The following is a 13474-nucleotide window of genomic DNA, read 5'->3' as shown; positions in this document are numbered from 1 at the left end:
GGAAGCGATGTAAAACGGGGCGGATCAACCCAGCAAAGGGCTAGCCACGCGGGCATGGCCGCTGGCCTGGTCGTACGCATGCCCAATCTGCAGCACGGCGGCATCGGCCTGCGCCGGGCCGATGATCTGCAGCCCGGCAGGCAGTCCACCAGGCCCGAAGCCCGCCGGCGCGGCCAGCGCGGGCAGGCCGGCCATGGTGGCGGGCACCACGGTTTCCATCCAGCGGTGGTAGGTGTCCATGGTGCGCCCGCCGACCTCGTGCGGCCAGTCCAGCTCGGCACCGAACGGAAAGACCTGCGCGGCCGGCAGCACCAGGAAATCGAACTGCTCGAACAGGCCGCGCAGCACCTGGTACCAGGCACTGCGCACGCGGGCTGCGTCGTACACCTGCAGGGCCGCGAGGCGCATGCCGCGCTCGATCTCCCACACCGCCTCGGGCTTGAGCAGCGCATGCGTGGCCGGGTTGCGGTACAGAGCCGCGTTGGCGCCCGCCACGCTGAAGCTACGCAGGTCGATCCAGGCGTTCCACAGCTGTTCCAGATCGAACGCGGGCACCACGGATTCCACGGCGCAGCCCACCGTGCGGAAGTGTTCCAGCGCCTGCTCACAGGTGGATAAAAGGCCGGGTTCGGTGGGCAGGTGGCCGCCCAGGTCGCCCAGCCAGCCGATGCGCACACCCCGGAAGTCGCGCTCCAGCGGCTGGCCCAGCAGGGCCGTGTTGTCGTGCCGGCGCGTGAGTGGCAGGCGCGCGTCGAACCCCGCCTGCACCGACAGCAGCAGCGCCAGGTCGGGAATGTTGCGCGCCATGGGCCCGGCCACGCTGAATTGCTGGAAGAACACCTCCTCCGTCGGCCCGTGTGGCACCAGGCCGAACGAGGTGCGCAGGCCATACACGTTGTTGAACGCCGCCGGCGTGCGCAGCGAACCCATCATGTCCGAGCCGTCGGCCACCGGCAGCATGTGCAGGGCCACGGCCACTGCCGCCCCGCCGCTGCTGCCGCCCGCCGACACCTTCGGGTCGAACGCATTGCGCGTGGTGCCGTACACCGGGTTGTAGGTGTGGCCGCCCAGGCCGAACTCGGGCGAGTTGCTGCGGCCGATGAACAGCGCGCCGCCGGCGCGCATGCGCTCGAACACCACGGCATCGCTGGCCGAGACCTGGCCCGCGAAGATGGGGGAGCCGCGGGTGGTGACCATGCCGGCGGCAGGCATGATGTCCTTGGGCGCCTGCGGAAACCCGTGCAGCGGCCCCAGGCTGTGGCCCCGCGCCAGCTGGGCATCGCGCTCTGCGGCCTGCGCGCGCAGCGCATCGCGGTCGGCCATCGCCACCAGGGCATTGACCACGGGGTTCAGGCGGTCCACCTGGGCCAAGTAGGCGTCAAGCACTTCGACGCAGGAGACATCGCGGGCGTGAATGGCGTGCGACAGGCTGGTGGCCGTGTGGTCCACGATGGCGCTTGGGGGGACGACGACAGGGGAGCTGGCTGCAGAAGGCATGGATGCGAAGGCCGGTGAATGTGTCATTTGCAAGCCAGCATAAGCAGCCGAATGCTTTTCAGCAATCGACGATTTCTGAGGTTATCTTTGCGTTTTACGCAATCCACGCCCAAAGGTATCCCATGCTTTCATCCAGCCGGCTGCAGGACACGGCGCTGCGCTACTTCCTGGAAGTGGTGCGCAGCGGCTCGGTCAGCGAGGCCGCCACGCGTCTGAACGTGTCGCCCTCGGCCGTGAGCCGCCAGGTGGCCGCGCTCGAAGATCTGCTGGGCGTGCCGCTGTTCGACCGGCGCCCGCGTGGCATGGCGCCCAGCGCCGCCGGCGAGCTGCTGGCGGCCCATGCGCGGCGCGGTGCGCTGGAGGCCGACCGCGTGGTCTCGGACATCCAGGCGCTGCAGGGCCTGCACACCGGGCGGGTGCGCATCTGCAGCTCCGCCGGGTTTGCCATCGAATTTTTGCCGCGCGTGATGGCACAGTTCCGCACGCAGTACCCCGGCATCCAGTTCCACCTGCGCGTGGCCAGCCCGGCGGCCGTGACCACGGCGGTGCGCAACGGCGACGCGGACATCGGCCTGACCTACAGCCGCTCGGCCGAGCGCGACATCACGGTGCAGCACCGCCAGGCCGCGCCCGTGATCGCCATCATGCGGCCGGACCACGCGCTGGCGCGGTTTGCCTCGGTGACGCTGGCACAGATGCATGGCTACCCCATCGCCCTGCCCGAGCGCGACAACACCGTGCGCCAGCTGTTCGACATCGGCTGCAGCCAGCGCGGCCTGGTGTTCGAGCCGGCCCTGGTGTGCAACCACTTCGAGACGCTGATGCACTTCGTGCTGCACGGCGGCGGCCTGTCCATCTCGGGCGAGGTCACGGTGCGCGACCGCGTGCAGCGCGGCGAACTGCACGCTGCACAGATCCGCGAGCCCGGCATGAGCGCGCGCGCCGCCGAGCTGCAAACGCTGCATGGCCGCACCCTGCCGGCGGCCGTGCGCATGTTCCTCGAATTTCTGCGCGGTGAGCTGCGGGACAATGCAGCGGTACCCCCCGTGCCTTCCAGAAAAAAGACATCCCCACCCACTTCCAGATGAAGACCTCCGACATCGAGCCCTTCTTCGCCACCCTCAAGGCGGCCAACCCCCTACCCAACACGGAGCTGGAGTACACCACCCCGTTCGAGCTGCTGGCCGCCGTGCTGCTGTCGGCCCAGGCCACCGACGTGGGCGTGAACAAGGCCACGCGCAAGCTGTTCCCGGTGGCGGGCACGCCCCAGGCCATCCTGGACCTCGGCCTGGCGGGGCTGGAGGGCTACATCAAGACCATCGGCCTGTACCGCACCAAGGCCAAGAACCTGATGGAAACCTGCCGCATCCTCGTGGAGCAGCACGGCAGCGTAGTGCCCCGCACGCGCGAGGCGCTGGAGGCCCTGCCCGGCGTGGGCCGCAAGACGGCCAATGTCGTGCTGAACGTGGCCTTTGGCCAGCCCACCATGGCGGTGGACACGCACATCTTCCGCGTAGGCAACCGCACCGGCCTCGCGCCGGGCAAGAACCCGCTGGCGGTAGAGCTGCAGCTCATGAAGCGCGTGCCAGATGCCTACGCAGTGGATTCGCACCACTGGCTCATTCTGCTCGGCCGCTACGTATGCCAGGCGCGCAAGCCGCGCTGCTGGGAATGTGTGGTGAGCGAGTATTGCGACTACAAGCCGAAGACGCTGGCGCCCTGAGCCAGCAGGCGTGGCAAAAAGCTATCATTTTTATAGCTTACAGCGCTTACTGGATAGGCGGTAGGGCCCCAGAAAGCTTCAAATTTCACTCAACGGACTACGGCGTGCTCCCGCAGCCAGGCGGCAAACGCCTCTTCGGTGATGTCGCCTGCGGCGACGGCGAGCATGGTCAGCACGCACGATGCGTCGTCGGCGGTGAGCGTCCACCCGTTCAGGCGCAAAAAAAGCTCGGCTGCCACGAAGCCCGTGCGCTTGTTCCCATCGATAAAGGGATGGTTGCGCGAAATCCCATACCCGTAAGAAGCAGCCAACGCCGCAGCGTCTGGCGGTGGCTCACCGTAGTGGCTCAGATGCAGCGGTTTGCCCAGGGCTGAATCGAGCAAACCTGCGTCGCGCACGCCCACACCACCACCGTGTTCGGCCAGTTGCATTTCATGGATGGCAATGATGACAGCACGGTCCAGCCAGACCCATTCGCTCATTTGGCCAGCTCGTGCAACACGGCCCGACGCTCTTTCATGATCTCGCGCGCCACGCGCATCTGTGCTTCAAATTCGGGGTTGTGGGTGGTAATGCGCAAGCCGTCGGGCGATTCCGTCACATACAGTTCATCGCCCTTTTCCAGTTGCAACCGCGCCAGCAGCTCCTTCGGAAAAATCGCACCGACAGAGTTGCCGACCTGGGTGAGTTTGAGGGTGTGCATGGAATACCTTAAGTAATTACAAACGTAATACTAGGCTTTCCGCCTCCCTGCGTCAAACCACCCCAGCCATCCCCAAGGCCACCATCTCCCCCGACACCCCCGCCCACGCCACATCGAAGCCAGGCACTTTGCGCTCTGATGGCACCGGGTGCACACGCAGCGCCCAGGTGGCACCAGCCACCACGCTGTCAATGACCGGCACAGCCACCTGCGGCTGCACGGCGGCGGCCATGCCGGCAAGCCCCGCCCCGCCCAGGATCACAGCCTGCACGCCCATCTGCCGCACCACGTCACGGCACGCCTGGGCCAGCAAGGCGAGCGCGGCCTCTGGGTCTGCAGCCAGCTGGGCGCCTGTCGGGGCCACCGTGTGGATGCCCGCGAGCCCATGCGCGTGGCCCAGCGCCTGCGCCAGGCGCTGCAGCATGGGGCCCCATCGCTCGCCGCCCGTGACGATGGCGAAGCGGCCGTGGCGAGCGGCTTCGATGAAAGACGCTTCGGCCAGCCCCGTCACAGGCACAGGGCTGCTTTCGCGCAGCGCCATCAGGCCCGGGTCGCCAAAACAACCGATCAGCACGGCATCAGGCTGCGGCTGGAGCTGTGCCAGTTCATTCGCCCAGGCATCCAGCGCGGCATGGGCCGCCACCGCGTAGCTGGCCTCGCAGGCGATGTACGGGGCGCCGAAACGCGCCGTGGCCGTGCGCACCGCCACATGCGAACCTGCGGCGGCCTGCACATGCCGCTGCAGCAAGGCGCTGACGCTGGCCGAGGTGTTGGGGTTGATGACGAGCAGCTGGCGCATGGCAAGCAAGGTGGCGGAATTCAGGTGCCCAGCAGCTGCGCAAGATCCGGCACACCGCTGGCCGGCGGGGTGAACTCCAGCTGCGTTTCGATGCGTGCCAGGTGCGCCAACATGAGGCGGGGCGCCTCGCGCGCGTCGCGCAGGCGAATGGCGTCGATCAGCGCCCGGTGCTCGCGGCAGCCGCAGGCCGTGGCCTCTTCGCGGGTCTGCGCATGGCTGGGGCTGTAGGTCATGAGGATGAGCGAAGTGCGCGAGACCAGCTCGCGCAGGATGCGCCCCAGCGTCTGATGCCCTGCCGCCTGCGCAATGTGCAGGTGGAAGTCGCCCGACAGCCGAATGGCGCGGCGCATGTCGCCGCTGGCGCGGGCGGCCTCTTCGTCGTCGATGCAGGTGCGCAGCGCGGCGATGTCGGCGTCGGTGGCGTTGGCAATGAACAGCTCCACCAGGCGCGGCTCCAGCAGGCGGCGGGCCTCGAACACCTCCAGCGCCTCTTGCGGTGTGGGCTGGGCAATGGATGCGCCCCGGTTGGGTGTGAGCGTGACGACCTGCTCGTTGGCCAGCCGCACCAGCACAGGCCGCACGCGGGTGCGCGACACGCCGAAGGCTGCCGCCAACTTATCCTCTACCAGCTTGGTGCCAGGCGGCAGCCGATGGTCGAGGATGGCTGACACCATGCGGTCGTACATGTCGTTATCGCTGAGCTGGCCTGGGGCCTCGGGCTGCACGGGCGGTTCGGTGGCCGCAGCGCGCGCACGCCGGGGCCTGGGAATAGTGGTCGTCATAAGGGTGCCGTTTTTAACCCGGGCGGCCCTTGCGCCGGCGCCCCAAGGCCCACACCAGCGCCAACGTGATGCCCATGACCACAAAAGACACCACGGTGGTCAGCGTGCCCAGCGCGTAGATCGACGGCGTTGTCACGGTGCTGGTCAGGCCCTGCAGCTCCAGCGGCAGCGTGTTCACGTCGCCGATGGCCTGCGAGGTGCGGGCGATCTCATCCCAGCTCAGCGTGAAACCGAACATGCCGATGCCCACGACCGAGGGCGCGATCAGCGGCAGCACCACATGGGCAAAGCCCTGCCAGGGCGTGGCGCCCAGGTCGCGCGCGGCTTCTTCGTACGCAGGGTTGAAGCGGTTGAACACCGCAAACATGATGAGCAGGCCAAACGGCAGCGTCCACGTCAGGTGCGCGCCCAGGGCCGAGGTGAACAGGCCGAGCGAGGTGCCGTAACCCTCCAGCGTGCTCTCCAGGCCCAGCCATTCAAGCGCGGCCTTGATGCCGTTGTCGATGAGCCGAAACTCCAGCCCGATGCCCAGCGAGACGATGATGGACGGCATGATGAGGCTGGCCACAACGATGAAGAACAGCGTGTTGCCGCCCGCCAGCCGCTTGCGAAACGCCAGCCCGGCCAGCACCGACAACACCACCGTGCACAGCATCACCGCCACGCCCAGGCCCAGCGAGCGCCACAGCGCCGCGCCGATGTCCACCACGCCCAGCCCCTCGGCCAGCTTGGTGAACCAGTGCAGCGACACGCCGCGCATGGGGAAAGTGAGCCCCCCTTCCGGTCCCTGAAAGCTCAGGATGAAGATGACCAGCATCGGCCCGTACATGAACAGCACGAACAGCGCAAAGACAATGGCCAGGGGCCAGAAGCTGGCGGGGCGAGATTCACGGACTTTCATCTCACAGCTCCTTGCGAATATCGACGAGGCGCGTGAGGCCCCAGATGATCATCAGCACCACGGCCAGCAGGATCACGGCGTTGGCCGCCGCCAGCGGGAACTGCAGGTACGAGGTCTGCACCTGGATGATCTTGCCGATGGAGGCGATCTGCTGCCCGCCCATCACGCCGATGGTCACGAAGTCGCCCATGACGATGGTGATGACAAAGATCGAGCCGATGATGATGCCGGTGCGCGACAGCGGCACGATCACGTTCCACAGCGTCTGCCAGCCACTCGCGCCGCTGTCGCTCGCCGCCTCGATGAGGCTGCGGTCGATGCGCATCATGCTGTTGAAGATGGGCACGATCATGAACATGGTGTAGAGGTGCACAAAGGCCAGCACCACCGAGAAGTCCGAGAACAGCAGCCACTCCACAGGCGTCTCGATCAGGTTCATGCCCATCAGCGTCTGGTTGACCAGCCCATTGCGCCCCAGCAGCGGCACCCACGAGATCATGCGGATCACGTTCGACGTCCAGAACGGAATGGTGCACAGCACGAACAGCAGCGTCTGCATGCCCGAGGAGCGCACATGGAAGGCCAAAAAATAGGCCACGGTGAAGCCGATCACCAGCGTGATCAGCCACACCAGAAAACTGAACTTGAGCGTGGAGTAATACGTCTTGAGCGTGACACACAGGCCCTCCGACGCATCGCCACAGCCCGCGAAGATCGACACGTAGTTCTTGAACGTGAAGCCGGGCAAGAGCTCGTACTCGTTGAAGTCCCAGAAGCTGACCATCACGATCAGCGCCAGCGGCACCAGGAAGAACAGCGCAAACACCAGCGTGAACGGCGCCGCCTGCCACCAGGCGGCAATGCTGCGCCAGGGAACGGCGGCAGCGGGCAAGGTCGGAGTGTTGGTGGTGCTCATGGTGTTTGCATTCAGATATCAGCAGCGCTGCACGCTGCCCTTGAAACCGGCGCGGCCAGAGGCCAGTGCTCCCGCGCAAGGGCCGCCAAGCTGCGAATGCAGCGCTTCGCTTGCGTGCGCTGGGAGCGTCCCCCTCCCGACCCGCGCAGCGGGTCGAGAGAGGGGTGAAGGCGCGCAGCGCCTCAGGAGGTGCACCCCCTACGCCGCCACGAATTCATTCCATTTTTGGACCATGTAGTTGTTCTCATCCATCAGCGCATTCCAGCAAGCGATGCCGCCCATGCGCGATTCGTAGCTGCCGCCGTCGCGCACTGCACCGGCCTTGGCCAGCACATCGCCATTCGGACTCTTGATGTCCTGCGTGGCAGGCTTGCCTTCCATCCAGTAGGCCCACTCGTAGGCTTCCATCTTGGACTTGGCGGTCTCCAGCACGGCGCTGTAGTAGCCCTGGCGGTTCAGGTAGGCACCGGCCCAGCCGTCGAGGAACCAGTTGATGAACTCATAGGCGCCATCGAGCTTGCGGCCCGACAGCGTGGCCGGCAAGCCGAAACCCGCGGCCCAGGCGCGGTAGCCTTCCTTCAGGGGCTGGAAGTTGCAGGCGATGCCCTTGGTGCGCACGGCCGTGACGGCCGGGCTCCACATGGACTGGATCACCACCTCGCCCGATGCCATGAGGTTGACCGACTCGTTGAAGTCCTTCCACAGCGCGCGGAACTGGCCCTGCTTCTTGGCTTCGATCAGGGTCTTGATCGTGAGGTCGATCTCCTTCTTGGTCATGTTGCCCTTGTCGGGGTACTTGTAGATGCCCAGGGCCTCGACCACCATGGCGGCGTCCATGATGCCGATCGAAGGAATGTTCAGGATCGCGGTCTTGCCCTTGAACTCGGGGTTGAGCAGCTCGGCCCAGGAGTTGATGGGGCGCTTGATCAGGTCGGGGCGGATGCCCAACGTGTCGGCGTTGTACACGGTGGGGATCAGGCTCATGAACTGCGTGGGCGCTGCGGCGAACTTCTTGGACTTCTCGCCTTCGAGGTAGATCACCTTCTTGGGCGCCGTGCCCTGGTCGCCCACGGCCTTGCCGTTGACCATGCCGGTGGTGAACAGCGTGGTGATCTTGTCAGCGTTCTTGATGCGCTTGGTGTCGATGCCCTTCAGGTTGCCCGTGGGGACGATCTTCTTCAGAGAGAAGTACTCAGTGTCGATCAGATCGAAGCTGTTGGGCGCGGTCACGGCGCGCTTGGTCACGTCGTCCGTGGTCACGGCCACGTACTGGATCTCGATGCCGGTGTCGGCCTTGAACTTCTCGGCAATCGCCTTGTCCTGGTTCACCGCCGTGCCCAGGTAGCGCAGCACGATCTTTTCCTGCGAATGCACGGCCGGGAACATGCCCGCGGCCAGGATGCCCGCCGTGCCCTTGAGCAGCGAGCGGCGCGCCACGCCAGTGGCATCGGAGACAACAACAGGGGAATCAGCACGGGAAGCATCGGACATGGGAAAACTCCTTGGGTTGCGGAAGGGGACGGGTGAAAAATGGGGATGTGTGGCGACGCGGTCAGGCGGCTACGGCCACTGCGGGAGAGAGCACCACCGGTGATGCAGCAGCAGGCAGGGCGAGCGGGTGCGCCTGGTCGGGCGTCCAGTGCAGTTGCACGCCCTGCCCCACCTGGTAGGGCTGCGCGGCAAACGCGGCCTCGGACACCATCACCGAATAGGCCGCCGTGGCGTTGGCCGACAGGGCCACACCCTGCTTTTGCAGGCCCAGCAGCACATAGGTGCCCTGGTACTCCACGTCGGTCACCACGGCCTGCATGTGCTGGGAGCTCCTGGGCAGCTCGGCGTGGGCAGGGGCGATCTGCAGGTGGTCGGTGCGCACGCCCACCTTGCCCTCGGGCGTGTCGATCACGTTGTGCCCGCCCATGAAGCGCGCCACAAACTCGCTGGCGGGCCGGTTGTAGACCTCGTGCGGCGAGCCCACCTGCTCGATCACGCCGTGGTTCATCACCATCATGGTGTCGGCCAGGGCCATGGCCTCCTCCTGGCTGTGGGTCACGTGGATGAAGGTCAGGCCCAGCTCCTTTTGCCAGCGGCGCAGCTCGGCGCGCATCTGGATGCGCAGGAACGGGTCGAGTGCGGACAGCGGCTCATCGAGCAGCAGCACGCGTGGCTGGGTGATCAGGGCACGCGCCAGCGCCACGCGCTGCTGCTGCCCGCCCGAGAGCTCGGCCGGCTTGCGCTCGGCCAGGTGGCCCATGGCCACGCGCTCCAGCAGGTCGCGCGCCTTGGCCTGGCGCTCGGCCTTGGCCACGCCCTTCATCTTGAGGCTGAAGGCCACGTTGTCCAGCGCCGACAGGTGCGGGAACAACGCGAAGCTCTGGAACATCATGGCCGTGCCGCGCGCGGCGGCGGGCAGGTCGGTGATGTTGCGGTTCTCCAGCAAGATGTCGCCGCTGGTCACCGACTCGTGCCCAGCGATCATGCGCAAGGTGGTGCTCTTGCCGCAGCCCGAGGGGCCCAGCAGGCAGCAGTAGCTGCCGCTGGCGATGCGCAGGTTGATGGCATCCACGGCGGGTTTGCCGCCGGCATAGCGCTTGGTGAGCGCCACGATCTCGATGGCGGCCGGGGGCTGGGCAGGGGAAGGTGCGTACATGCCCACGGACGTACGCAAAGCCCATGCCAACTTTGTACACAATATTTTCATCGCATTGCATACAAAATGCACTAACACCGTGCACGGACACCCGCCAGGCGCGCCACCCGCACCATTGTTGACCCATGCCCAAGGCTTTTGTGATGCGCTCCAGCATGGCGCCGGGGTCATCCCCCATCAAGCGGAAGCCCGCAAACGCGTGGCTATACTGGTAGCGGGCAGAAGAAACAATTTCTTACGCTTTACGCAGGCGCGCCACCCTCCTCTCCATCACGGATGACGAACCTCGACCCACGCTCCATGATCGCCATGGCGGGCTTCATGTCCGCCATCATGGCCATCGTTCTGCTGTTCATGCGGCGCTACTACCCGCCATCCATCCGAGGGGTGGGGGCCTGGGCAGCGGCACCGCTGCTGTGGCTGGTGTCCACGGTGCTTTTTGGTGCGCGCAACGCCATACCGGATTTGCTCAGCCTGGTGCTCGCCAACCAGTTGCTGGTGATGGGCACCCTCGTCTACTACATGGGCACGTGCAGCTTTCTGGGCCAGCCCTTTGACCGGCGATTCTGGGGCTGGGTCCTGGCAGGCAGCACCGTGGTGTTTGTGGTGCTTACCTACTGGATTCCCGACTACGCGCTGCGGGTGGGCTTCTTTTCTGTACTGATGGGCGTCATCTATGCCGCGCAGCTGCGCTTCATGCTGCGCCATGGCGGGCACAACTTTCCGGTGCGGCTGGTGGAGGTGGTGCTGGTCTTGCACATGGCGGTGCTGGCCCTGCGGCTGGCGTCCATCCTGACCGGCAAGGGCGGTGGCGACCTGATGGAGCCATCGTGGTTCCAGACGCTGTACATCGGGGCCTATGTGCTCACGGTGCTCATGCTCTCCATCGGCGCGGTGCTCATGGCCACAGACCGCCTGCGCACCGAGCTGGAGCACCTGGCCACGCACGACTCGCTCACGGGCACGCTCAACCGCCGCGCGCTGCTGCAGCGCTGCGAGGACGAACTGGAACGCGCCCAGCGCTACGGCCATGGCCCGTCGATCATGATGGTGGACCTGGACAACTTCAAGGCCGTGAACGACACCCGGGGCCACCAGCACGGCGATGCGGTGCTGGTGCATTTTGCTGAGCGCACGCGCCAGGTGCTGCGCCGCGCAGACCGGCTGGGGCGCTACGGGGGCGAGGAGTTTCTGGTGCTGCTGCCGGGCGCCGACATGGCGGCGGCCACCAGCGTGGCCCAGCGCATCCACGCCACGCTGGCCACGGGCCATGCGCTGGATTGCCAGGTCAGCATCGGGCTGACCAGCTGGACCGGCGGCCATGAAACGCTGGATACCATGCTCTCCCGCGCCGATGCGGCCCTGTACCGTGCCAAGCACGAGGGGCGCAACCGGACCGTGGTGGCCTGAGCCTGTCCAAGCGCCGCGCGAGGCTTCGACAGGCTCAGCCCGAACGGCAGTGAGCAACTGACCGCAAATCCGTATCAGTTATCCATGGCGCTGCGCCACCCGCAACTGATGCAACCGGCGCGGCCCAAGCCAGCGCCCCCGGGCAAGGGCTGCCCCGCCGCGCTGGGGGCGTCCCCCTCCCGCGAAGCGAGAGAGGGGGAAGGCGCGAAGCGACTCAGGGGGTGTTTCACTTCAGGCCGACTGGGTGGCCACACCGGCCGATTCAAAGCTCGCCATCTCGGCCAGCACCGCACAGGCCGACTGCAGCAGTGGCCAGGCCAGCGCCGCGCCCGAGCCCTCGCCCAGGCGCAGGCCCAAATCCAGCAGCGGCTCGGCCTGCATCTGCGCCAGCATCAAGGTGTGGCCGCGCTCGCCCGAGCGGTGCGCAAACACGCAGCGCTGCAGCACGGCCGGCGCCAAGCGGCTGGCCACCAGCACGGCGGCGCTGGTGATGAACCCATCCACCACAATCACGCGCCGCTCGGCGGCAGCCTGCAGCACCGCACCCACCAGCGTGGCGACCTCGTAGCCGCCCAGGGCGGCCAGTGCGTCCAGCGGGCTGGTGGCGCCGGCATTGGCATCCAGCGCCTGCTGCAGCACGGCGCGCTTGCGCTCTATGCCGGCGGCATCCAGGCCCGTTCCAGCCCCCGTCACCTCGGCCAGCGGCAGGCCGGCCAGGCGCGCGAGCAGCAGCGAGGCCACCGAGGTGTTGCCGATCCCCATCTCGCCCAGCAGCAGGGCGTTGCCCGGCAGGCCACGCACCACCTCCATGCCGTTGGCCAGCGCCTGGGCGCATTGCTCTGCCGTCATCGCGGGGCCGGCCGATGCATCCTGCGTGCCCAGCGCCACCTTGCGCAGCAGCAGGCGCGGCTGGCCGGGCGCGGCATCGCGCGCGGCGATGGGCTTGGCCACGCCGCAGTCCACCACCGTGAGGCCCAGGCCATGCTGGCGCGCGAGCACGCTCACGGCGGCGCCGCCGGCCAGGAAGTTCTCGACCATCTGCCAGGTCACGTCGCTCGGAAAGGCCGAAACCCCCCGCGCCGCCAGGCCGTGGTCGCCCGCGCACACCAGCATCTGGGGCGCCTGCAGCGCCGGGGCTTCGCTGCCCAAAATCAGGCCCAGGCGCAGCGCCAGGCGCTCCAGCAGGCCCAATGAGCCCAGGGGCTTGGTCTTGAAGTCGATCGCGTGCTGCAGGCGGCCGGCCAACGCGGCATCATGCAGGTCGTCAATGGATGGAAGAGTGAAAGGTACGGTCATGGTGGTAGAGAACACATCAAAAAATGCCGTGCACATGGCGGCACAGCAGGGTTTCACAAAAGAGGCCCAGGCCTACGCGCGCGGCCGGCCGGACTACCCGGCAGCGCTGTCGGCCTGGCTGGCGCAAACCTTGGGCCTGGCCCCCGGCCGCCAGGTGGCCGATGTGGGTGCGGGCACGGGCAAGTTCACCGCGCTGCTCGCAGCCACCGGGGCCACGGTGGTGGGCGTGGAGCCCGTGGACGCCATGCGCGCCAGGATCGACGCACTGCAGTTGCCCACGGTGCGCGCCGTCGCGGGCACGGCGCAGGCCATGCCGCTGCCGTCCGGCGCACTCGATGCCGTGGTCTGCGCGCAGGCGTTCCACTGGTTTGCCACCAGCGAGGTTCTGGACGAATTCCACCGCGTGCTGCGCCCGGGTGGCAAGCTCGGCCTGGTGTGGAACGTGCGCGATGAATCGGTGGACTGGGTGGCCGCGCTCACCGCGATCATCACGCCCTACGAAGGCGATGCGCCGCGCTTCTACAAGGGCGACTGGCGCAAGCCCTTTCCGCACCCCGGCTTCAGTCCGTTGGTGGAGACGCGCCTGCCGCACGAACATGTGGGGCCGCCGCAGCAGGTCATCGTGGACCGCTTCATGTCGGTGAGCTTCATTGCTGCGCTGCCCGATGCGGAGCGTGCCAAAGTGCGCGCACAGATCGAGGCACTCATTGCCGACCACCCTGCCCTGCGCGGGCAAGGCACCGTGCGCTTTCCATACACCACCCTCGCCTGCCACTGCGAACGGGTGTGAAGGACTGCGA

General features: G+C 67.0%; 14 protein-coding genes. 4 read left to right on the top strand and 10 right to left on the bottom strand.

The genetic code is table 11. The annotated features are described in order from the left end of the window. Positions 1-24 precede the first annotated feature (24 nt). The gene (locus DBV10_RS09700; RefSeq protein WP_124512999.1) at positions 25-1497 is read right to left on the bottom strand and encodes an amidase; all 1473 of its coding nucleotides are present in this window, start codon (positions 1495-1497) and stop codon (positions 25-27) included. A gap of 122 nt (positions 1498-1619) precedes the next feature. Here DBV10_RS09700 and DBV10_RS09695 point away from each other — a divergent pair, with 122 nt between their 5' ends. Together DBV10_RS09695 and nth are read left to right on the top strand one after the other, a co-directional pair. Continuing rightward, positions 1620-2585, top strand: coding sequence for a LysR family transcriptional regulator (locus DBV10_RS09695; RefSeq protein WP_124512997.1), 966 nt, complete (start codon positions 1620-1622; stop codon positions 2583-2585). Continuing rightward, on the top strand, positions 2582-3220 hold the full coding sequence (gene nth, locus DBV10_RS09690) for an endonuclease III (protein WP_124512995.1): 639 nt from the start codon (positions 2582-2584) through the stop codon (positions 3218-3220). Before DBV10_RS09695 ends, nth begins: the two co-directional genes overlap by 4 nt. A gap of 89 nt (positions 3221-3309) precedes the next feature. On the opposite strand, the gene DBV10_RS09685 is transcribed toward nth, so the two are convergent. From DBV10_RS09685 to DBV10_RS09650, 8 genes are all read right to left on the bottom strand, one after another. Continuing rightward, the gene (locus DBV10_RS09685) at positions 3310-3702 is read right to left on the bottom strand and encodes a type II toxin-antitoxin system death-on-curing family toxin (RefSeq protein ID WP_124512993.1); all 393 of its coding nucleotides are present in this window, start codon (positions 3700-3702) and stop codon (positions 3310-3312) included. Then, a complete protein-coding gene (locus DBV10_RS09680) occupies positions 3699-3923 on the bottom strand; it encodes an AbrB/MazE/SpoVT family DNA-binding domain-containing protein (protein ID WP_056169497.1) in 225 nt (74 codons plus the stop codon). Before DBV10_RS09680 ends, DBV10_RS09685 begins: the two co-directional genes overlap by 4 nt. 52 nt (positions 3924-3975) lie before the next feature. Further along, complete coding sequence (locus tag DBV10_RS09675; protein ID WP_124512991.1) at positions 3976-4722, bottom strand: aspartate/glutamate racemase family protein; 747 nt, start codon at positions 4720-4722, stop codon at positions 3976-3978. A 20-nt stretch (positions 4723-4742) separates the two neighbouring features. Beyond that, on the bottom strand, positions 4743-5504 hold the full coding sequence (locus DBV10_RS09670; RefSeq protein ID WP_124512989.1) for a GntR family transcriptional regulator: 762 nt from the start codon (positions 5502-5504) through the stop codon (positions 4743-4745). Between the two features lie 13 nt (positions 5505-5517). Next, positions 5518-6405: an ABC transporter permease gene (locus DBV10_RS09665; RefSeq protein ID WP_124512987.1), complete on the bottom strand. Its 888-nt coding sequence runs from the start codon at positions 6403-6405 to the stop codon at positions 5518-5520. A 1-nt stretch (position 6406) separates the two neighbouring features. Then, a complete protein-coding gene (locus DBV10_RS09660) occupies positions 6407-7321 on the bottom strand; it encodes an ABC transporter permease (RefSeq protein WP_124512985.1) in 915 nt (304 codons plus the stop codon). 198 nt (positions 7322-7519) lie between these two features. Then, positions 7520-8812 carry a PotD/PotF family extracellular solute-binding protein gene (locus DBV10_RS09655; RefSeq protein WP_124512983.1) on the bottom strand — a complete coding sequence of 431 codons (1293 nt, stop codon included), beginning with the start codon at positions 8810-8812 and terminating at the stop codon, positions 7520-7522. A 61-nt stretch (positions 8813-8873) separates the two neighbouring features. Beyond that, positions 8874-9968, bottom strand: coding sequence for an ABC transporter ATP-binding protein (locus DBV10_RS09650; protein WP_124512981.1), 1095 nt, complete (start codon positions 9966-9968; stop codon positions 8874-8876). A gap of 276 nt (positions 9969-10244) precedes the next feature. On the opposite strand from DBV10_RS09650, the gene DBV10_RS09645 reads away from it, so the two are divergent. Next, the gene (locus tag DBV10_RS09645; protein WP_233589868.1) at positions 10245-11378 is read left to right on the top strand and encodes a GGDEF domain-containing protein; all 1134 of its coding nucleotides are present in this window, start codon (positions 10245-10247) and stop codon (positions 11376-11378) included. 231 nt (positions 11379-11609) lie between these two features. On the opposite strand, the gene cobT is transcribed toward DBV10_RS09645, so the two are convergent. After that, positions 11610-12674: a nicotinate-nucleotide--dimethylbenzimidazole phosphoribosyltransferase gene (cobT, locus tag DBV10_RS09640; protein WP_124512979.1), complete on the bottom strand. Its 1065-nt coding sequence runs from the start codon at positions 12672-12674 to the stop codon at positions 11610-11612. Here cobT and DBV10_RS09635 point away from each other — a divergent pair. Beyond that, the gene (locus DBV10_RS09635) at positions 12673-13464 is read left to right on the top strand and encodes a class I SAM-dependent methyltransferase (RefSeq protein WP_124513083.1); all 792 of its coding nucleotides are present in this window, start codon (positions 12673-12675) and stop codon (positions 13462-13464) included. The genes cobT and DBV10_RS09635 overlap by 2 nt on opposite strands. Positions 13465-13474: the final 10 nt, after the last annotated feature.

Source organism: Acidovorax sp. FJL06, from assembly GCF_003852545.1.
Lineage (GTDB): Bacteria > Pseudomonadota > Gammaproteobacteria > Burkholderiales > Burkholderiaceae_C > Acidovorax.
This window is presented reverse-complemented; position numbering and strand designations above follow the sequence as displayed.